The sequence below is a fragment of the Flavobacterium caseinilyticum genome (genome assembly GCF_004349085.1).
GTDB lineage: Bacteria > Bacteroidota > Bacteroidia > Flavobacteriales > Flavobacteriaceae > Flavobacterium > Flavobacterium caseinilyticum.
Window position 1 is genome coordinate 896,005 of sequence record NZ_SMFM01000001.1, and the last position, 21,812, is coordinate 917,816.

Below are 21,812 nucleotides of genomic sequence, written 5' to 3' on the forward strand. Positions count from 1 at the left end.
TTAAATTATAATATGAAAAATAAAAATAAATTTTTAGTAACCTTAGCAATTTTTTCAGGATTTTTCTTGAATTCTTGTTCAGAAGAAATTGTGGATTTAGAACCGTTTGGTACCGTTAAATCTGAAACAGCATTTTCAAGCCCAACGCTCGTTCTTGCTGCTGTCAACGGTGTGTACAACGCAGCGCAAATGGGGGTTTTTAACGGAACTGAAGCAGGTCCTGCTCCTAGAGGATATGTTTTTGGTGCCGCATATTTTCAGCAAAATGAGGCAAGAGGTGAAGATGTTGTTAATACGCAAGCCTTTTACCAAATTACTTACGAAGCAAACTACGATGCCACTACAGCTAATAATGTTTTCTATTGGTCAGATGGCTATCAATTGATCAACAAAGCAAATGTTGTTTTGAAAGGTTTAGATGGAGCTGTTGAAAAAGGGACAATTACAGAAGCAGTTGCAAATGGCTATAGAGCTGAAATTAGATTTTGGCGAGCATATGCTCATTTAGAGTTGTTAAAGCATTTTTCAATGCCTTACTTTCATACGCCAAATGCCTCTCACCCTGGTATTCCATATAGAACAGAAGCAATAATTACGCCTCAAGATGTTGATGCTAATTTGACAAAAGGACGTAATACTGTTGCAGAATGTTATACTCTGGCTTTAGCAGATTTAGATTTTGCTGAGCAAAATGCGCCTACAAAAGCTCAGAGAGCCGGTATTGATAAAATTGTTAAAGTAACTAAAGGAGCTGCTATTTCACTTAAGATCATAGCTTTTCAAAACATGAAAATGTGGCCTTCTGTCTTAACAGAGTTTGCAAAATTACCATCTCAATATATTTTAGAGGCTAATCCAATGGCGGTTTTTGCTAATAACTATGGTAACAATGAATCTGTTTTATCAATCTACAATACGGCCAACACCAATCCAGGTGTTAATGGTGCTTTAGCTTCGCAGTTCAACAGACGTAACTTAATAGCTATTTCGCCAATTATTTGGAGAGATGCAGCATGGTTAGTAGATGATAAAAGAAGAGAAGAAACTGCTGTAGTTGATAATGCTGTATTTACTAGAAAATATAAAGACGCTACTAATTATTCAGATGGTTCACCATTAATTAGATATTCTGAAATGGTTTTAGCCGCCGCTGAAGCAAACGCGAGATTAAGTAACACTGATGTTGCTTTGACTTTGTTAAACAGTGTTCGTAATCGTGCTTTAGCCGCTCCGCTTACACAAGCTTACACTAGCGCCACATTTGGTACGCCAGCTGATTTAGTTCGTGGTATTCTTAAAGAAAGAAGAATAGAATTTATTTGTGAAGGTAAAAGATGGGGTGATATTCATAGGTTATTAAATGATGATATTGCACCTACTAGCGGAATTCCTAGTAAATTCAGAAATGGATTTCCTCCTGTAGGTTCTTATACTTTAGGTACGCCGTTTACAGGAACTTTAACGGCAGCGATTCCGTCAACTGACAGAAGATTTTTGTGGCCTATACCGCTTCAGGAGACTAATAATAATCCAACATTGAAAGCGCAACAAAATCCGGGCTGGTAAATTTAATATTCCAAACCATTTTTTTTTTAATAGCTGCAAGAAATTTATCTTGCAGCTATTTTTTTTGTTATTTACTTGATTGTAAGCATAAAGGGATTGTAAATAAAAAAAGATAAAGCCTAAAATAGTAAAACAGTAAAATAGTTAATATGTAACGCACCAAGAAATTAAGTGGTTAAGGGTAGTAGGAATTTTAAAATCAAGCTGATTTGATTTGTAATTTGAGTTCCTAAATAAGATGTTAAATTGTAGCAACTTAACATTAATTTAATTTTGGCAAAAAAAGAATTTTTGAGCTAATTGTTAAGGTATAATTTCACGATTAGATGAAGTTGTTTAAGTAATAGCTACTTAATTTGGGAAAAAGTACGTTAAAATAAAATGTGTTAAAGTTTTAAAAAGCTTGTTTCTTTAAGAAATTATTATGATTTTTGTCAAATAACTAATTCAAACTATTATAATATGAGATCAAAATTTAAGTGGATTTTTTCATTGCTATTGGCTTTGTCAATGCAATTTGTGTTTGCACAAGAGAAAACTGTTACTGGTGTTGTTTCAGATGCATCCGGACCGGTTCCTGGTGTAAATGTAATTATCAAAGGTTCTAAAGCAGGTACGCAAACAGACTTTGATGGAAAATATTCTATCAGAGCAAAAGCAGGAGATGTTTTAATTTACTCTTTTGTTGGTATGTCAGAATCAACAAGAACAGTAGGCGCATCTAATACTATTAACGTAGTGATGCAAGATGGTGCTAGAGCACTAGCAGAAGTTGTTGTTCAGGGATATAGAACAGTAACTAAAAAAGCTGCAGTTACCGCAGATGCTCAGGTTTCGAGCAAGACTATTGAAAACAGACCAAATGCAAATGCGGTGAATACAATTCAAGGTCAGTTAGCAGGGGTTAACATTACAGCTAGCACTGGTCAGCCGGGCGCTAAATCTTCTGTAGTTATTAGAGGTGTAGGTACCATTACTGGTAACTCTGATCCTTTATATGTGATTGATGGTTTCCCTTCAAACAGTGATAACTTTCGTTCAATAAATCCAAATGACATTGAGACTATGGCTGTTTTGAAAGATGCTGCGGCAATTTCAGAATACGGTAATAGAGGTTCAAATGGTGTAATTGTTGTTAACACTAAAAAAGGAAAATTTGGTGATCCAAAAACTACTTTTAGATACAGCACTCAATATGGTGTTGGTGAACTACAAAAACCAAAATACAGCTATGCGAATGCAAAACAATTATTAAAAATTGAGCAAAATTTTGGAGCTGGTTTAGGTGCAACATTGAGTGATGCTGAAATTGCAGCATACAATATCAATACGGATTGGGTTGATTATTTCTTTGACCAATCAACGTCAACTTCTCATAACATTAGTGTTGAGAATAGCAACAAAAACATTACTTCGTTTACCTCGTTAGGATATTTTGAGCAAGACGGTATTCTTCAAAGTACAGGTTTACAAAGATTTACTGTAAGAAACAACATCAATGGTAAATCAGCTAATGACAGATTTAAATATCAAGTGAATACAGCGGTTGGATTTAGTAAAAACAGAGAAGCAACTAACTTAGGTGAAGGTGCTATTAACAGAAACTTTGTTTTAGGTGCTTTTATTGGAGCTCCTTACGTATCACCTGATGTATATCAAGGATCTCAATCTGCTTTGGATTATTACAATAATACTCCAGGTTTATTGGCTACTCCTATTATGTTGATTGATAAATTGCAAACTTACAAAAATCAAACTGAAGAAATTCGTGTTGATGTAGCTACAGATTTCTCTTATGACATCACTAAAGATTTAGTAGCTCGTGTGAGACTTAATGGTCAAGTATTAGAAAATAGATTTTTCCAAGCTGAATTCCCGGGTTCATTCAACGCATTGTTGTTTCAAGCTGCTGGGCAAGCGTTCACAGGTTTTGAAGACGTGAACCAAAGAAGAGAATTCTTTTACAATAATTTATTTCAGTTGAATTACGGTAAAGAAATTGGAGATCATACTTTCAATTTAAATGCTAACATGGAGTACAATCACTCTCGTGTAAATTCAAATAATTTTAGACAAAGAGGTTTGATTCCTGGAATTTTTGTTCCTAACACTGGAGCTGGTTATGCTGCGGACACTGGTACAAATGATTTCTATGTTCCTCAAATTTCAGCAGGTCATATTAGAAATGACTTAGTTTCTTATTTTGGATCTTTCGATTACGATTTCCAGAAAAAATACGGTGTAGTAGCTTCTTTTAGAAGAGACGGTTCTTCAAGATTTATCGGAGATCTACAGTGGGGTAATTTCTGGTCTGTAGGTGGTAGATGGAATATTGATGAAGAAGCATTTATGGATGATGTATCTTTTATCAATGTATTGAAATTAAGAGGTTCTTACGGTACAGTAGGTAACCAAAGAATTATTGGTGGAACTGTTTTTGCAGGTATTCAACCTCCGGCTTTTGCTGATATTTATAGTGTTGCGAACAATACTTACAATGGAGGAACTGGTTACGCAATTTCACTTGGTTACCCACCTTTACAATGGGAAACTACAACACAATGGAATGCTGGTTTAGACTTCGAAATGTTTACAGGAAGACTTAGAGGAGCTTTTGATTATTACAACAGACAAACGACAGATTTGTTTTTATTCAAACCAATTACTCCTACAGCAGGAGCATCAGGTTTAACTCAAAATACTGATGTTGTTGTTACTAATAAAGGTGTGGAATTGAATCTTGGTTATGATTTAATCAAAAACCAAGAAAAAGGGATTACTTTAACAGTGAGAGCGAATGGTTCTTACAATGACAACAAAGTAAGCGGAATCGAAGCTAACAACGGGCAAATTTTTGCTGGTGGTGGTTTGTATGTTTCTGAGAATGGCGCATCTATCAACGAGCCTTTTGTATATAAATATTTAGGAGTTAATCCTGTAAATGGTAACCTATTATTTCAAGATGCTAGTGGTAATCCAACGGAAAACCCTGTGCAAGCAGATAAAAGAAGAGCAGGAATCAATAACCTACCGGTATATCAAGGTGGTTTTGGTCTAGATTTTGATTACAAAGGGTTCTTTATATCTTCTTTATTTACTTATGCGTTTGATGTTGCTAGATTTGATTATGATTTAGATAACTTATACGCTGTAGGAAACATTGGTCAATTTACTGTGTCGGATGAGATGTTAAACGCATGGACTTCTACTAACACTAATACTAATGTACCTGCATTAACTGCTGGTAACTTAGGATTATCTGATGAATCAGACCGTTTCCTTAAAGATGCTTCTTATATCCGTTTGAGAAACGTACAAGTAGGTTATAATGTACCACAAAAGTTTTTACAAAAAACGTTCATGACTGGAGTTTCTCTTTCACTTCAAGGAGAGAATTTATTTAATATAACTAAATGGCAAGGTTTTGACCCTGAAAGTAGCAGAACTGCAGATGTATATCAATACCCAACGCCAAGGTTATTCACTTTTGGTTTAGACGTTAAATTTTAATTAAAAAAAATTATGAAGAAAATATTTGGAATTTTGCTGGTATCATTAACACTTTTTGTTTCGTGTGATGATGAGGTATTGGAACCTTTTACTCCTGGTTCTCTTACTGAGGACGTAGCTATACAAAATAGTACTGATTTATCCCGTTTGGTAAATTCGTCTATGAACATTTTGACTAATAGAACTGAGTATGCATTTAGTTCAATTTTTACAGATGAGGCTGCTCCTGGATTTAATAATGGTGGTCAGGGAATCAATGGAGACTATGTCTTTTTGATGAATGTATCAAATGCATCTGCTGAAGCAATTTGGAACACGCAATATTTTGGTCTTGCAAGGATAAACCGTGTTATTGGTTTTGCTGATGGAATCGTTCCTGTATCTCCTGCAGATACACAGTTAATTGAGAGATCAAAAGCGGAAGCGCTAGTTTTGAGAGCTCTTGCTCACATGAAGGTCTTGTCTTATTTTAGTACAAATCCTAAAGATGATGCTGCTTTGGCCGGTGTTTTAGCAGATAGAGTTATTTTGGCAACTGAAACTCCTCAAAGAGTGACTAACGCTGAATTTTACACATTGATTCACAGTGATTTAGATGCGGCAATTGCTATTTTTAATGCAAATACTGCACCTGCTTATGCTAACAAAACATACTATCCTTCTAAAGTTTTAGCTCAAGCGCTTAAAGCTCGTGCTTATGCACTTAAAGGAGATTATGTAAAAGCTGAAGCTGCTGCTGATTTAGTAATTACTACTTCAGGAATTACTTTGGCAAATACTCAAGCAACTTATAATGCTGTTTTTCATACGCACAATGAGCCTGCTAATACTGAGGTTATCTTTAGATTAAGAAGAACTGTACAACAAAACGCTCAAGCGACAAACTTGCACAATGGTTGGGCTTCTGTTGCAAACAGAAGAAATGGTTCTCCTTTCTATGAAGTTAGCAGATCTTTGTACAACAAACTTGCTGCAACACCTGAAGATTACAGACTTAGTACAACGGTTCATTTAACCGGTACAAGTCCATCTTTAATTGATCCTGATTATGCTACTTCAAATGATGTTAGAAATTCAGACATTATTGTATTGCACAAACATGGAGGTCAATCTGCAGCTACTGCAACAAATGGTTTCAATCCAGACTTTATGGTTTCAAGACTTTCTGAAATGTATTTCATTAAAGCAGAGGCAAGAGTTCAAGCAGCTGACTTAGTTGGTGCTGGTCTTGCATTAAAATCTGTATTAGACGCTCGTTTCCCAACTGCACAAGCGGCGCCTGTTTTTGCTAGTGCTCAAGCAGCTTGGAAAGGAATCTTAGATGAAAGAAGAAAAGAATTATCTTTTGAAGGTTTCAGATTTATCGATTTAAAACGTCTTGGTACTTTAGCTGGTGCTAGTTTAGAAAGAGATCCTTCTGAATACGCGTCAAGCGCTTGGAATTTCCCAGCTGGAAACCCTGCTAATTTACCGATGAACAGCTTTAAATTTGCTTTGCCAATTCCGCAAAGTGAGCTAAATGCTAACTCTGGTATTCAACAAAATCCTGGTTATTAATAACAAAAAGTAATGTCCTAAACAGACAGTACTAATTAATAAACAATATTATAAACAGTTACAAGATGTATTTCTTGTAACTGTTTTTTTTTGATTTAATATTTCGATGTTCGTTTATCTGGTCTCAAAGTGCTAATTTTTATTAACATTTATTTACAATGCTAAAAACCGAGTTTGACTTACGTTACGCTCGGTTTTTTTATTTAATTAACTACCTTTGTTTCGGTTTTTTAAAGCTGTATGATTCTGTTCTGATGTATGTATAAAGCCGCATTATTCTGCTAAATTGAATTTTTGCCTAGAAATTAATTCCTGTATTATTTATTTATGAAAAAAGCGATATTTTTATTCTTACTTGCAAACATTTGTATTGCTCAAAATTCAACCCAGCAAAACCAGTCCAAAAAAGATACAACAACTGTAAAAATCGCTACAATAGACCTTTACCGATTTATCACTCTTGAAAATGACACCACCTATATCGATACTTCGCTAACTATTCAAAAAGAGTACAGCCATAATTATTTGCGAAAAGATATTTTTGGTCTATTACCATTTGCAAATGATGGACAAACTTATAATACGCTGCAATACAGTCTGACCGATTTTACTCCCTATCCGGAATTTGGTTTTAAAGCCAAGCATTTTAATTTCCTGGAGGCAAATCAAATACGATACAGCTCAGTTGCGACTCCCGTAACCGAATTGTATTTTAAAACGACCATTAAAAAAGGACAATCTGTTGATGCGTTTATTACATTAAACACTTCTGAAAATCTTAATTTTTCTATTGCTTACAAAGGATTGCGTTCCGAAGGAGAATATATCAATCAGTTGTCCAGCACCGGAAATTTTAGGTTTACCACCAATTATCAAACGAAAAATAAACGGTATTCTGCCAAAGCACATTATACCTTTCAAGATATTCTGAATGAAGAAAATGGAGGAATTACAACTATTGATAATTTCGAAAGTGAAGATCCCAACTACAATAACCGACAACGATTTGAAGTTTATTTTAATGATGCCAAATCATTTTTGAAGGGTAAACGAATTTTTGTAGATCACAATTTCAGAATTAACCCAAAGAAGAGAGATAATAACCTATATATCACGCATCAATTCAATTACGAAAATAAATTTTTCGAATATAATCAGGCGACAGTCCCATCAACTGTTGGCAATACAACTGTTTTTCGGTTTGGCGAATCGTATAAAGACAGAAATATCAATGATCAAACCCGCTACAATAAAATGTACAATAAGGCAGGACTTATTTATGAAAATATAACATTAGGGAAATTTCAGTTTTTTATAGATGATTTCAGGTCGAATTTTTATTACAAGCAAATACTTATTTTTGACAACAGAACGATTCCCAGTACTTTGAGTCAGGAAATAAACAGTGTTGGCGGTCAATATGAGTATCAAAAAAATAAATGGAATGGTAGATTCCTGTATTCGAGATCCATTACAAATCAGTCATTATCAAATCTTGATGCTAAATTAGTATATGATTTAAGTGAAGAAACACAGTTGTCTTTTCAGTACCAGAATATAAATAAATTGCCGAATAACAACTATAATTTGCATCAGAGCAGCTACGTTCAATACAACTGGTCGAATGATTTTAAAAACGAAAAAATAAATTCTGTTTCAGCTAATGCTACATCGCGTTGGGTAGATCTTTCAGTTCAATTCTCTGTTTTGAAAGACCACTTGTATTTCAATATTATTTCAGATGTGGATCAGGCACTGGCGAGAACCCAAATTGTGGCTCCAACACAATATGGAGGAACTATAAGTTATCTGTCGCTGAAAGCAAGTCGGGAAATAACTTTTGGACACTTTGCTTTGGATAACACCATTTTATACCAAAGGGTAGATCAATTGAGGGCGATTTTAAACGTACCTGAAATTGTAACCAGAAATACTTTTTATTATTCCAATTACTTATTCAAACAAGCTTTGTTTTTGCAGACAGGAATATCACTAAATTATTTCACAAGCTATTTTGCCAATGATTATAATCCTGTGATCGGAGAGTTCTTTGTGCAAAACGAAAAACAGATTGGGAACCATCCAAATTTTGACTTTTTTATTAATGCAAAGATTCAGCGAACCCGAATTTTCTTCAAGGCGGAGCACTTTAATTCCTTTCTTACCGGTAACAATTTCTATGCTTCACCCAACAATCCATCTCGTGATTTTACAATCCGTTTCGGGTTAATCTGGAATTTCTTCAACTAATGTTTCCTAAAGAATAGTCTATGTAAGAGTCTTTTTTTAGATGGTTTATTGTTCAATGCACTGTACCCTTCGTTGCTTAATCCTGGAAAGAATTCAGGTTCTGGGAAGCAAGGAAAGGATGCCGCTTAAAGTGAAATTCACGGAGCTCCAGATATAATAGAAGGACAGTCGAGTAAGCACAAACACAAAATTCTAGAAAGAAGTTTAATTTATAACAAAATACTATCTTTGCACAGTATTTACAATCTAAAATTCAAAATTAAATGCGCTACGCAGAAAATATCTTAGGAACAATAGGCAACACGCCGCTAGTTAAATTAAATAAAATAACTTCGGAAGTCGATGCATTGGTGCTTGCTAAAGTGGAAACATTCAATCCAGGCAATTCAGTAAAAGACAGAATGGCCGTAAAAATGATTGAAGATGCCGAAGCTGACGGTAGATTAAAACCGGGCGGAACCATCATTGAAGGAACTTCGGGAAATACAGGAATGGGATTGGCTTTAGTAGCCATCATCAAAGGATATAAATTGATTTGTGTGATTTCAGACAAACAATCCAAAGAAAAGATGGACATTCTTCGTGCAGTAGGAGCCAAAGTGATAGTTTGTCCAACAGATGTGGAGCCAACTGACCCTAGATCCTATTATTCTGTTTCGAAAAGATTGTCAGAAGAAACAGCGAATTCCTGGTACGTAAATCAGTACGATAATCCTTCCAATTCCATAGCACATTACGAGCAAACCGGACCGGAAATCTGGGAACAGACAGAAGGGAAAATTACCCATTTTGTATCTGGCGTCGGTACTGGAGGAACGATTTCAGGAGTGGGAAAATACTTGAAAGAGAAAAATCCGAATATAAAAATTTGGGGAATTGATACCTATGGTTCTGTATTTAAAAAGTACCATGAAACAGGAATATTTGACGAAAATGAAATCTATTCTTACATCACAGAAGGGATAGGAGAAGATATTTTACCAAAAAATGTGGACTTTTCATTAATCGACGGATTTACAAAAGTAACTGATAAAGATGCGGCGGTCTATACCCGAAAAATAGCTCTTGAAGAAGGAATATTTGTCGGAAATTCAGCTGGTGCTGCAATAAAAGGATTGCTTCAACTCAAAGAACATTTCAAGCCAGAAGACGTCGTAGTGGTTCTTTTTCACGATTCAGGCAGCCGTTATGTAGGTAAAATGTACAATGATGACTGGATGCGTGAGCGAGGTTTTCTCGAAGAAGAAATTACAAAAGCCGAAGATGTAATTAAAGACCATATTGATAAACCGTTAATTGTGGTGCGAACAGAGGAATTAGTTTCGCACGCGATAGAAAGAATGCGTAAATACAAAATATCGCAGATTCCGGTGATAGACGTCACAGGTTTTGTAGGTTCTGTTGATGAAAGTGACTTGTTTCAAAGTTATGTAGCTGACAAAGATGTAGCCGACAAACCTATTAAAGACGTGATGGGAAAACCTTTTCCTATAGTGAAACACGGAACGCCTATCGAAGAAGTCTCTAAATTATTCACTAAAGAAAATGAAGCCGTTTTGGTTGAATTAGAAAATGGGAGTCATCATATTATCACCAAATACGATATTATTGGTTCGATAAAATAAATTTAGATACAAATATATTTTTTATAGACCTGCAATGTTTTTTTAACTTTGCAGGTTTTTTTGAGAAAATGGTTTGATGTTGTAAAACGAGAAGGATTTTCATGACATACTATAGGTGCAAAATTGCAAGTTTACGAAAGCAAACGAAATAAAGTTGTTGAATGCTTTGAACTTGTAGAATTGATGTATTTTTGCAGCTCTCAAATCAAAAATCACATTTCAAATATCTGAAATCAACATGACTTTTACCGCTATAGATTTTGAAACCGCAACGGGATACCATCCATGCTCTGTAGGTATTGTCACCGTCGAAAATGGAGTAATTGTCGACGAATTTGTCAGTTTAATTAAGCCACCGAATAATATATATTCGCCTTTTACGATACAAGTCCATGGAATCTATCCTCGAGATACGGTCAATTCTAAATCATTTGCACAAGTGTTCCCTGAAATACGAAAGCGTTTACAAAATAGAGTTATCGTTGCACATAATGAGAGTTTTGACAGAAATGTTCTGGCGAAATCAATGGCGCTTTACAATTTAAATTACAACGATTTAAATATTGGTTCACGTTGGGAATGCACCGTGAAAATTTACAAAGCCAAAGGCTTTAGACCAACTAAATTAAGCGATTGTTGTCGGGAAATGGAAATACAGTTGAATCATCACGAAGCTTTATCGGATGCACGGGCTTGCGCCAAATTATATTTGTTGCGATAATTGTATTCTATTTCCTTTTCTTACAGCATTTCTTTATTCTACTTGGGGAATGTTTCTTTATAGACGTAAGGAAAGTTGCTATTTTTTCACTACTTTAGAGTTCTAATCGATTGTCTAAAAGTCAATTAACTCTAATCTAAGTGCTGAAAAATGAAAGAAGATTTCCTCCATTACCTATGGAAATTCAAGAAGTTTGATACTTTGAATTTAAAAACATTTAACGGTGAAAAAATTACAATAGTCAGCGTTGGACAGTATCTTCAACTGGCGGGCCCGGATTTTTTCAATGCCCACATTACCATAGATAATCAGAAATGGGCAGGAAATGTTGAGATTCATTCCAAATCTTCAGACTGGTACATCCATCATCATGAAGAGGATAAAAGCTATGAAAACGTAATTTTGCATGTGGTTTGGGAACATGATACCGAGATTTTCAGAAGCGATAATACTGAAGTTCCAGTTTTGGTACTGAAAAACTATGTGGAAAAAGCCAATGTAGAAAACTATCAGTCTTTAATGGCGCCAAAATCATGGATTTTCTGTGAGAAGGAGTTAAAAGAGGTCAGCGAATTTACATTCAAAAACTGGCAGGAACGTTTGTTTTTTGAGCGTTTGGAAAGAAAATCGACGGTAATTTTTGATTTACTGGAACAAACAAATCAGGACTGGGAAGCCGTTTTGTTTTGTCTTTTGGCTAAGAATTTTGGATTAAATACCAATGGCGATATCTTTTTCAAGGCAGTTCAAACGATTCCTTTTGCAATAATCAGGAAAGAAAGTTTTGAAGTCGAAAATTTGGAAGCATTAATTTTTGGAGCTGCCGGATTGCTGGATTCCGAAAAAGAAGATAATTATTTCAAAGATTTAAAATTCAGGTATTTTTATCTGATTCATAAATATCAAATGGAGAAAAACTGTAGCGAATCTGTTCAGTTTTTTAAACACCGGCCTGATAATTTTCCAACGATTCGGCTTTCTCAATTAGCCAATTTATACCACAGTCAGCAAAATTTATTTTCAAAAATCAGTACCGTAAAGTCTTTAAAAAATATTTATGAAGTATTCAATATATCTGCGGCGCGCTATTGGCTGAATCATTATCAGTTTGATAAAGAAAGTCCGAAGAAAATGAAAACGCTCTCGAAATCATTTATCGATTTGATTGTCATAAATACAATAATTCCACTTCAATTTGCTTACGCAAAAAGTCAAGGAAAGGAAATTCTGGAGGACTTGATTAGTTTGTTAAATGAAGTCGCTTCAGAAAAAAATGCCGTTATTGATAAGTTTAATTCTTTTGGTATACATTCAAAGAATGCTTTTGAATCGCAGGCGATGTTACAGCTTAAAAATGAATACTGTAATAAAAGCAGGTGTTTAGAGTGTGCTATAGGAATGGAACTCCTAAAAAAATAAATTGGAAATTAGAAAATAATGCAAACGGATATTTTTGTAATTTTGCCATAACTCATAACTCAAAAAATGTCAGCGATAATCAAACTCAAATTTTTTTTTGAAAAACACGGTTTTCATGTCTCATCTCGTTTGGCAGATAGTTTGGGCATGCGAGCAAGTAGTGTCCGGCTGTTTTTTATTTATTTATCGTTTGTTACCGCAGGATTATGGTTTGCGGTTTATCTTACTTTGGCTTTCTGGATGCGTCTCAAGGATTTAATTCGATCCAAACGCACTTCAGTTTTTGATTTTTAAAACAGTCTTATAAAGGAAAAGGGATTATAAAGTATTTGAAGTACTCTATAATCCCTTTTTAAGTTATGATAAAAATCTATTTATCAGGATTGTTTAATTTACTGTTTTTCTTACCATAGATAAAGTAGATAACGACACCTAACAACATCCAGATTACAAGTCTAATCCAGCTTTCGTATGGAAGAGAGTACATCAAGTAAAGACAAATCAAAACACCCGCAATTGGTACATAAGGAACAAAAGGTGTTTTAAATGATCTTGGTGCATCCGGCATTTTTTTACGCATTACCAAAACTCCGATACATACTAAAACGAATGCTAAAAGTGTTCCGATGCTTACCATGTGACCCAAATCACTTACTGGAACGAAACCAGCAAAAAGGCTTACGAATACCATGAAGAAAATATTTGTTTTCCAAGGAGTTCTAAATTTTGAGTGAATTTCACTAAAGAATGAAGGCAATAAACCATCTTTACTCATGGTGTAGAACACACGACTTTGACCCATTAGCATTACCAACATTACAGAAGTATAACCCGCCAAAATTGCGACAATTAAACCGGTCTGTAAAAAGTTATATCCAGTTTTTGCAAATGCTGTAGCTGCTGGTTTTGCATCTCCCGCAAATTCGTAATAAGGAACTAAACCTGTCATTACGTGAGCAAATAATACATATAATATAGTACAAATAACCAAAGATCCTAAAATACCGATTGGCATTCCTTTTTGAGGATTTTTAGCTTCTTGCGCTGCTGTAGAAACAGCGTCAAAACCAATGAAAGCAAAGAAAACTGTTCCTGCTCCGGCAGCAATACCTGACCATCCAAATTGACCTTTGATACCAGTGTTTTCTGGAATGTAAGGTGTGTAATTTGCGGTATCAATAAAACTCCATCCTAAAACAATAAACATAATAACTACGATTATTTTTACAATAACCAGAACGTTATTTATCGATGCAGACTCTTTGGTTCCTCTAATCAATAACAAGGATAACAAAGAAACGATCAAAATAGCAGGTAGATTAATAATCCCTCCTTCTATAATAGTTCCGTCACTTAACTTTAAAGTTTCCCAGGGAGAACAGATAAAGTTGTGTGGGAGATGAATGCCATATTTATTTAATAATTCCAGTAAATATCGAGACCAGCTCACACCAACTGTTGCGGCTCCTAATGCGTATTCAAGAACTAAATCCCATCCAATGATCCAAGCCATAAATTCTCCCATTGTGGCGTAGGAATACGTATACGCACTTCCTGCAACGGGTATCATAGATGCAAACTCAGCATAGCAAAGTCCTGCAAAAGCACATCCAACGGCGGCTAAAATAAATGATAAGGTAACTGCAGGACCCGCGTGTTCCGCTGCTGCAATTCCTGTTAATGAAAATAATCCTGCTCCAATAATTGCTCCAATTCCGAGTGCTACCAATGAACGAGATGACAAAGTCCTTTTTAATCCTTTTTCGGATTCTGATGCTTCATTTAGTAGTACCGACAGTGGTTTAGTTTTCCAAATAGACATGGGTTATATGGTTTTGTTTGTTATTAAGGTTCAAATGTATTGTTTTTTATAAAAAATAAAAATATAAATGATGATTTTACTCATAAAAAAATAAATTTTATTGTCCTATTTAATCTTAACCGATGAAAAATCTTTTAGAGCAATCAGTATTTGCGTCAAATTGCGTCTTGAAATCATTTTAATTTAGTTTTATTTTTTTTTTGTCGTGACGTCTTTGGTCTTAGTTTTATTTATAATTTTAGGTTTCCAATTTAAATAAAATAACACAGAGACATCAAATGAGGTTTAAAACGATTCTCACATATTTTAATTTCACACAGCAGCAACGCACTGGTATTCTGTTGTTGTTTGGTATTATTATCGTATTGCAACTGGTTTATTTCTTCGTTGATTTTAGTCCTGCAGCTAAAGAATATCCCGAGAAACAAAAATGGCTTTCCCTTCAATCTGAAATGGATTCGCTGAAAATGCAACGTGGAAAGGACTTGCCGCAAATATATCTTTTCAATCCTAATTTTATTACGGATTACAAAGGGTACAAATTAGGAATGTCGTTGGAAGAAATTGATCGCTTGCTGGCTTTTAGAAAAGAAAACAGGTACGTAAATTCTGCGAAGGAGTTCCAGAACGTAACTAAGATTTCGGACTCCCTATTAAATGTAATTTCGCCTTACTTTAAATTTCCTGATTGGGTTAAAAATAAAAAACAGAACACAAAATTTAAAGCGTACACAGCATATCAAAATCAGGCTTTCGCCAAAAAAGAAAAAATTGTCATTACGGATATTAATCAGGCAACCAAAGAGGATTTAATAAAAATTTACGGAATTGGAGAAGCGATCTCTGTCCGAATTTTGAAACAAAAAGAAACTTTAGGAGGATTTGTTTCCATGGAGCAACTGAAAGAGGTATGGGGATTGTCGCCTGAAGTAATTGAGAATTTAAATACTCATTTTAAAGTTTTGGCTTTACCTCGATTTAAAAAAATTGAAATCAATAACGCTTCGTTAAAGGAACTCACGCAGTTTCATTATTTCAGATATGCGCTGGCGAAGGAGATAATAACGTATAGAAGTATGAACGGAAATATCGAGAATATTGAGGATTTAACAAAAATTAAGGGATTTCCTGTTGATAAAGCAAATATAATTGGCCTATATTTGGACTTTAATTAGAAGTGTCAAATTTTTAGCTGTTAAAAGTAGTCTTTTACTACATTTTAAAATAGGTGTATTACTTTTTTATTTACTAATTATTTTAACCGTTGAAAAACGACACCTGAAACATCAATGGATTATTATGTTTCAATTAATACTATTTGTTAAAAAAATATATAATATATGAATTCGAATTATTTCACTGAAGAACACCAAGCATTTAGACAAAGTTTAAAAGATTTTTTGCAGAAAGAAGTTGTTCCGCATATTGAAAAGTGGGAAAAAACAGGTACAATAGAGCGTTTTATTTGGGAGAAATTTGGCGAGATGGGGTACTTTGGTATAGCATATCCAGAGGCTTATGGTGGTCTAAATCTCGATTTATTTTATACTGTTATTTTTCTTGAAGAATTACAAAAAATTAAATCTTCAGGTTTTGCTGCTGCAATGTGGGCTCATTCTTATTTAGCAATGACCCATTTGAATGCTGAGGGTGACGAAAGAATAAAGCAGGACTATTTAGTGCCAAGTATAGCTGGAAAGAAAATAGGTGCTTTATGTATCTCAGAGCCTTTTGGAGGTAGTGATGTTGCGGGGATGCGCACTAATGCTGTAAAAAAAGGAGACAAATATATTATCAATGGTTCTAAAACTTTTATTACAAACGGGATTTATGCCGACTATTATATTGTTGCTGCAAAAACTAATCCCGAACTTGGGAATAAAGGGATTAGCATCTTTTTGATGGATACTAGTTTAAAAGGTGTATCGGCTGTCAAGCTAGATAAATTAGGTTGGAGAGCATCTGATACAGCCGAAATTGCTTTTGATAACGTAGAGATTCCAGCAGAAAACTTAATGGGTGAAGAAGGGAAAGGATTTCCTTATATCATGCAGCATTTTGCTTTGGAGCGTTTAATTATGGCGATAAACGCACACGCCAGAGGAGAATATGCGATAGATTATACAATAGATTACATGTCTCAGAGAGAAGCATTTGGAAAAAAAATCAGTAAGTTTCAAGCATTGAGACATACGATTGTTGAGCATGCTACAGAGGTAGAACATTGTAAGGTGTTTAACTATGCCGCAGTATCTCGTTTAGATAAAGGAGAATATGTTGTAAAAGAGGCGACTATGGCTAAGCTTAAATCTACTAAAGTTGCAGATGATGCTATTTACAGCTGTTTACAAATGTTAGGTGGTTATGGTTATATGGAGGAGTATCCATTAGCGCGTTTGTTTAGAGACAGTCGTTTAGGACCGATTGGTGGAGGAACTTCAGAAATTCTTAAGGAGATTTTAGGAAAAATGATCATTGATAATCAGAATTATGAGCCAGCGGTGAAATAATAACTGAATGATAGTTAATGGAGACGAATGATAATGAGTATTAAAGTATTTCTCTAATATTTGTTTTGGAGAAGGCATCGCGGAAATTCCAAAAATTGTAATTTCTGTAGATTTGTTGAAAGCGTAAGTGTCTTTAAAATTATAAAAAAAAAGCGACAATCAGTTACGATTGTCGCTTTTTTCATTTATACCTTCTGAGATAATTTCTTCAACAACTTGATGTTCTCCCTGCTCTAAACTTTCGGTTAAATGCTGTTGTTTTGAAGTTTTCTTATTGATGAAGAATTTGGTAAAGATTGGAAAATGATCGGATCCAAAATGTTCTAAAGTTTTTAATTCTTCGATAAAAACATCTGGTGTATGAAACATCAAATCAATAGGAAATCTTAGAAACCAATATTTGGTATGGAAACTGGATATAAATCCTCTTCCTATTCTACCGTCTAATGTTTCGCTGGTTTTTCTAAATAAAATGGATGATTTTGCCCAGGCAACATTATTAAAATCGCCTACTACAACACAGGTATCGGCGTTTTGTTTTATTTTTTTTGCAATACTTAAAAGCTCTCCATCGCGCTCTTTGGAATTTTCTTCCTCACTTGGGCTCGGCGGCGGCGGGTGAACTGCAAAAAAAGTAAACTCAAAATTGTCTGGAGTTTCTATTTTTGCTTCGATGCTTGGCAGGTCATCGGCAACAAAATAATGAACGGTGTGCTTCGTTATCTTTAATTTAGAGTACAAATGCATGCCATAGGTATTGCTCAAGGCCACTTTGACATTGTATTTGTAATTTTTATCTAAAACAGACAGCGCTTTCTCCCAATGTTCATCAGATTCCATTGTCAAAAAAATATCCGGATTGTATTTAGTAATCAAAGCTATGAAAGCTTCATATTCTTTATTCTCCTGAAATATATTTGCCGAAAGTACTGTAATCATTTCTGAAGGAATATCGGTGTGGTTTTTTTGGACTGTTCTGTATAGCGATGTATATTTATAAAGAGTTGAAATATGAAATACGATGCTAATAAATGTTAGCAATTGAAGGATTCGGATCGCAATAGCGGATTCTTTTATTAGGATAAAGCTTAAAATAAACACTACTATCTGTAAGATTAATATTTGAATTTTCCCAAACTCAAATAACCTATAAAACCAATGTGTAAGCGGTAAATAGGGTAAAATACTAGATAAAAGTAGCAGCACTGAAATTGAAATGAACCACATAAGTTTTAATTTTGTAGGTAAAAATAAATAAAAATACCCAAATACTTGTCAGTTCGTATTATTATTCTAATTTTGCACACTTAAAGAAAGGGGGTGTCTATATTATGTTAATTATACCAATTAAAGACGGAGAAAATATCGATAGAGCGTTAAAACGTTACAAAAGAAAATTTGATAAAACAGGAACTGTTCGTCAATTAAGAGCACGTACTGCTTTTATTAAGCCATCAGTAACAAATAGAATCAAAATTCAAAAAGCAGCTTATATCCAAAATATGAGAGATAACTTAGAGAGTTAGTAAATATCTATAAGATAAACTACCGTTAGTCATTAAAAGTTTTATAACTTTGATGCTAACGGTTTTTTTATGACTAATAATAAAGATGCATTTCGAGATTATCTACAAATGGAGAAAAAATATTCTCACCATACCGTAAGTGCTTATTTAAATGATTTGAGTTCCTTCGAAACATTTAACAATTTTCAATTTGATCAAGAAAATATTGATCGGGTAAACTACAACCAAATTAGAAGTTGGATAGTTTCACTCGTTGACGATAATATTTCAAATATTTCAGTTAATAGAAAAATGGCGTCCCTGAAAGCATTCTACAAATTTCTGTTGAAAACAAAACAAATAGAAATTAGTCCATTTCTAAAACACAAAGCATTAAAAGTTCCTAAAGTAGTTCAAATTCCTTTTTCTGAGAAAGAAGTTCTGGAGGTGTTAAGTCATCTTCAAAACCCGGTAGGTTTTGAAGAAATAAGAAACAAACTTATCATCGATTTATTTTATACCACCGGAGTCCGGAGGACCGAACTGATTCATCTTAAAATTGTAAATGTTAATTTGTATGACAATACAATCAAAGTTCTTGGAAAGAGAAATAAGGAGAGAATACTTCCGGTTTTGCCAATAATTACCGATCAATTTTCGTTGTATTTAAAAGAGAGATTATCTCTTGAAAATAGAGTGGATGATGATTATTTATTTCTCACAAAAAAAGGGTTAAAATTAAATGATTCCTTTGTCTATCGATTAATAAATTCATACTTTAGTACTGTCTCCGAAAAAGTAAAAAAAAGTCCACATATATTGAGGCATACATTTGCAACACATTTATTAAACAACGGAGCGAATTTAAATTCAGTCAAAGAATTATTAGGACATTCTAGTCTGGCATCGACCCAAATATATACGCACAATAGCCTGTCAGAATTGAAAAGCGTGTATAAAGAATCGCACCCGCGTGGTCAGAAGTAATTTGAAGAAAAGTTTAACTATTAAAAAAAATGATTATGAAGGTAAGTGTTCATGCAGTTAACTTTACTGTTGACAAAAAGCTAGTAGATTTTGTTCAAGAAAGAATGGACAAGCTGGAAAAGTATTATGACAAAGTAGTATCAGCGGATGTTTTTTTGAAAGTTGAAAAGACAAGTGAGAAGGAAAATAAGGTTGCGGAGGTGAAAATTAATGTGCCAGGAGATGATTTTATGGTCAAAAAGCAGTGTAAAACTTTTGAAGAAGCGTTAGAACTTTCTGCTGAATCTTTAGAACGACTGTTGCTGAAAAGGAAAGAAAAAATAAGTTCGCACATTTAATATGATTTTTTTTTAAAAAATGTTTTGAATCAGAGATAAAATCTATACATTTGCAGTCCGTTAGAAATAGCGGACTTTTTTTATTGATTCGCCAGCGTAGCTCAGTTGGCTAGAGCAGCTGATTTGTAATCAGCAGGTCGTGGGTTCGAGTCCCTCCGCCGGCTCAAGACTGTAAAGGTTTGGCAATAAATAAAGTAGGGGAGATACTCAAGCGGCCAACGAGGGCAGACTGTAAATCTGCTGTGTAAACTTCGCAGGTTCGAATCCTGCTCTCCCCACGTTAATGGTTTAAATGTTGAATTAATTAAAATTAGCATTTATAATTACAATTAATTCTCTGCCGGTGTAGCTCAGGGGTAGAGTGCTTCCTTGGTAAGGAAGAGGTCTCGGGTTCAATTCCCGACATTGGCTCAAGTAAGTAGGAAATAGAAATTAATATATAACAAGATTAAAAATTAAGTAAAATGGCAAAGGAAAATTTTAACCGTAACAAGCCCCACTTAAACATTGGAACAATTGGGCACGTGGATCACGGAAAAACAACATTAACTGCGGCAATTACAAAAGTATTGTCTGATGCTGGTTACTGTCAAGCAAAATCATTTGATCAAATTGATAATGCTCCAGAAGAAAAAGAAAGAGGTATTACAATTAATACATCTCACGTTGAGTATGAAACTGCTAATCGTCATTACGCTCACGTTGACTGTCCAGGTCACGCGGATTACGTAAAGAACATGGTTACAGGAGCTGCTCAAATGGATGGTGCTATTCTTGTTGTAGCTGCAACTGATGGACCAATGCCACAAACACGTGAGCATATCCTATTGGGTCGCCAAGTAGGTATTCCTAGAATGGTTGTATTCATGAATAAAGTGGATATGGTTGATGATGAGGAATTACTTGAATTAGTTGAGATGGAAATCAGAGACTTATTATCTTTCTACGAATATGATGGAGATAATGGTCCTGTTGTTCAGGGATCTGCATTAGGTGGATTAAATAATGATCCAGTTTGGGTACCAAAAATTCTTGAATTAATGGAAGCTGTTGATTCATGGATCGAAGAACCAATAAGAGACGTTGCAAAACCTTTCTTAATGCCTGTTGAAGATGTATTCTCAATCACTGGTCGTGGAACTGTTGCTACAGGTCGTATCGAAACAGGTGTTGCTAATACAGGAGATCCAGTTGAAATCATTGGTATGGGAGCTGAGAAATTAACTTCTACTATTACTGGAGTTGAGATGTTCCGTAAAATCCTTGATAGAGGAGAAGCTGGAGATAACGTAGGTATTCTTTTAAGAGGTATTCAAAAAGAAGACATCAAAAGAGGAATGGTTATTTGTAAGCCAGGTTCAGTTAAACCACACGCTACTTTCAAAGCTGAGGTTTATATCTTGAAAAAAGAAGAAGGTGGTCGTCATACACCATTTCATAATAACTACCGTCCACAGTTTTACGTACGTACAACTGACGTAACAGGTATCATTACTTTGCCAACAGGTGTAGAGATGGTTATGCCTGGGGATAACTTAACTATTGATGTTGTATTGCTTAGTGCAATTGCATTAAATGTTGGTTTACGTTTCGCTATCCGTGAGGGTGGTAGAACAGTAGGTGCAGGTCAGGTAACTGAGATTGTAGCTTAATCCTATTAGATAAATTAGGAAGCCAGTAACCGCTTAGGTTGTTACTGGCTTTTAACAAACGGGCGTAGTTCAAGGGTAGAATAGCGGTCTCCAAAACCGTTGATGGGGGTTCGAATCCCTCCGCCCGTGCAAAAAATAAATCATAATGACAAAAGTTGTTAATTACATATCAGAAGCATTTGAGGAATTAAGGTCAAATGTAACTTGGCCGGCTTGGCCTGAGGTGCAACGTCTAACGATTGTTGTTGCTGTTTTTTCAGTACTATTCGCTTTGGCAACTTGGGGAGTAGATGAAATTTTCGCAAAAGCTTTAGCTGGATTTTTTAACTGGATAAAAGCGTAATTTTTTT

At 34.7% G+C, this 21,812-nt stretch carries 17 protein-coding genes and 4 tRNA genes; 19 read left to right on the forward strand and 2 right to left on the reverse strand.

Annotation, left to right across the window (positions count from 1 at the left end; translation table 11 throughout):
- Window positions 1-12 precede the first annotated feature (12 nt).
- The 8 genes from E0F89_RS04005 to E0F89_RS04040 all read left to right on the forward strand — a co-directional run bounded on the left by E0F89_RS04005 (window position 13) and on the right by E0F89_RS04040 (window position 12,942).
- Window positions 13-1,566, forward strand: a complete 1,554-nt coding sequence (locus E0F89_RS04005) for a RagB/SusD family nutrient uptake outer membrane protein (RefSeq protein ID WP_131908550.1) — start codon at window positions 13-15, stop codon at window positions 1,564-1,566.
- Between the two features lie 462 nt (window positions 1,567-2,028).
- Window positions 2,029-5,076: a SusC/RagA family TonB-linked outer membrane protein gene (locus tag E0F89_RS04010; RefSeq protein ID WP_131908551.1), complete on the forward strand. Its 3,048-nt coding sequence runs from the start codon at window positions 2,029-2,031 to the stop codon at window positions 5,074-5,076.
- A 12-nt stretch (window positions 5,077-5,088) separates the two neighbouring features.
- Complete coding sequence (locus E0F89_RS04015; protein ID WP_131908552.1) at window positions 5,089-6,633, forward strand: RagB/SusD family nutrient uptake outer membrane protein; 1,545 nt, start codon at window positions 5,089-5,091, stop codon at window positions 6,631-6,633.
- Window positions 6,634-6,960: 327 nt separating this feature from the next.
- Complete coding sequence (locus E0F89_RS04020; RefSeq protein WP_131908553.1) at window positions 6,961-8,883, forward strand: putative porin; 1,923 nt, start codon at window positions 6,961-6,963, stop codon at window positions 8,881-8,883.
- Between the two features lie 263 nt (window positions 8,884-9,146).
- Complete coding sequence (locus E0F89_RS04025) at window positions 9,147-10,508, forward strand: pyridoxal-phosphate dependent enzyme (RefSeq protein WP_131908554.1); 1,362 nt, start codon at window positions 9,147-9,149, stop codon at window positions 10,506-10,508.
- 238 nt (window positions 10,509-10,746) lie between these two features.
- Entirely contained in the window at window positions 10,747-11,229 is a 483-nt protein-coding gene (locus E0F89_RS04030; RefSeq protein WP_131908555.1) for a 3'-5' exonuclease, read from the forward strand.
- Window positions 11,230-11,379: 150 nt separating this feature from the next.
- Window positions 11,380-12,648 (forward strand): DUF2851 family protein, encoded by a 1,269-nt coding sequence (locus E0F89_RS04035; protein ID WP_131908556.1) that lies wholly within the window; start codon window positions 11,380-11,382, stop codon window positions 12,646-12,648.
- 66 nt (window positions 12,649-12,714) lie between these two features.
- Window positions 12,715-12,942, forward strand: coding sequence for a PspC domain-containing protein (locus E0F89_RS04040; RefSeq protein WP_131908557.1), 228 nt, complete (start codon window positions 12,715-12,717; stop codon window positions 12,940-12,942).
- A 76-nt stretch (window positions 12,943-13,018) separates the two neighbouring features.
- Here E0F89_RS04040 and E0F89_RS04045 read toward each other — a convergent pair whose 3' ends face one another.
- The gene (locus E0F89_RS04045) at window positions 13,019-14,470 is read right to left on the reverse strand and encodes an amino acid permease (RefSeq protein ID WP_131908558.1); all 1,452 of its coding nucleotides are present in this window, start codon (window positions 14,468-14,470) and stop codon (window positions 13,019-13,021) included.
- Window positions 14,471-14,748: 278 nt separating this feature from the next.
- Here E0F89_RS04045 and E0F89_RS04050 point away from each other — a divergent pair, with 278 nt between their 5' ends.
- Window positions 14,749-15,645: a ComEA family DNA-binding protein gene (locus E0F89_RS04050; protein WP_131908559.1), complete on the forward strand. Its 897-nt coding sequence runs from the start codon at window positions 14,749-14,751 to the stop codon at window positions 15,643-15,645.
- A gap of 165 nt (window positions 15,646-15,810) precedes the next feature.
- Entirely contained in the window at window positions 15,811-16,980 is a 1,170-nt protein-coding gene (locus E0F89_RS04055; RefSeq protein ID WP_131908560.1) for an acyl-CoA dehydrogenase family protein, read from the forward strand.
- A gap of 159 nt (window positions 16,981-17,139) precedes the next feature.
- On the opposite strand, the gene E0F89_RS04060 is transcribed toward E0F89_RS04055, so the two are convergent.
- A complete protein-coding gene (locus E0F89_RS04060; RefSeq protein ID WP_243699467.1) occupies window positions 17,140-17,919 on the reverse strand; it encodes an endonuclease/exonuclease/phosphatase family protein in 780 nt (259 codons plus the stop codon).
- A 392-nt stretch (window positions 17,920-18,311) separates the two neighbouring features.
- On the opposite strand from E0F89_RS04060, the gene rpsU reads away from it, so the two are divergent.
- The 9 genes from rpsU to secE all read left to right on the forward strand — a co-directional run bounded on the left by rpsU (window position 18,312) and on the right by secE (window position 21,805).
- The gene (gene rpsU / locus E0F89_RS04065; RefSeq protein WP_035670421.1) at window positions 18,312-18,506 is read left to right on the forward strand and encodes a 30S ribosomal protein S21; all 195 of its coding nucleotides are present in this window, start codon (window positions 18,312-18,314) and stop codon (window positions 18,504-18,506) included.
- A gap of 69 nt (window positions 18,507-18,575) precedes the next feature.
- Complete coding sequence (locus E0F89_RS04070) at window positions 18,576-19,472, forward strand: tyrosine-type recombinase/integrase (protein WP_131908562.1); 897 nt, start codon at window positions 18,576-18,578, stop codon at window positions 19,470-19,472.
- Between the two features lie 35 nt (window positions 19,473-19,507).
- A complete protein-coding gene (hpf, locus tag E0F89_RS04075; protein ID WP_131908563.1) occupies window positions 19,508-19,810 on the forward strand; it encodes a ribosome hibernation-promoting factor, HPF/YfiA family in 303 nt (100 codons plus the stop codon).
- 90 nt (window positions 19,811-19,900) lie between these two features.
- Window positions 19,901-19,974, forward strand: a tRNA-Thr gene (locus E0F89_RS04080).
- A 33-nt stretch (window positions 19,975-20,007) separates the two neighbouring features.
- Window positions 20,008-20,088 (forward strand) — tRNA-Tyr (locus E0F89_RS04085).
- A 61-nt stretch (window positions 20,089-20,149) separates the two neighbouring features.
- Window positions 20,150-20,221, forward strand: a tRNA-Thr gene (locus tag E0F89_RS04090).
- Window positions 20,222-20,274: 53 nt separating this feature from the next.
- Window positions 20,275-21,462, forward strand: a complete 1,188-nt coding sequence (gene tuf, locus E0F89_RS04095; RefSeq protein WP_131908564.1) for an elongation factor Tu — start codon at window positions 20,275-20,277, stop codon at window positions 21,460-21,462.
- A gap of 58 nt (window positions 21,463-21,520) precedes the next feature.
- Window positions 21,521-21,591, forward strand: a tRNA-Trp gene (locus E0F89_RS04100).
- A gap of 16 nt (window positions 21,592-21,607) precedes the next feature.
- Window positions 21,608-21,805: a preprotein translocase subunit SecE gene (secE, locus tag E0F89_RS04105; protein WP_131908565.1), complete on the forward strand. Its 198-nt coding sequence runs from the start codon at window positions 21,608-21,610 to the stop codon at window positions 21,803-21,805.
- Window positions 21,806-21,812: the final 7 nt, after the last annotated feature.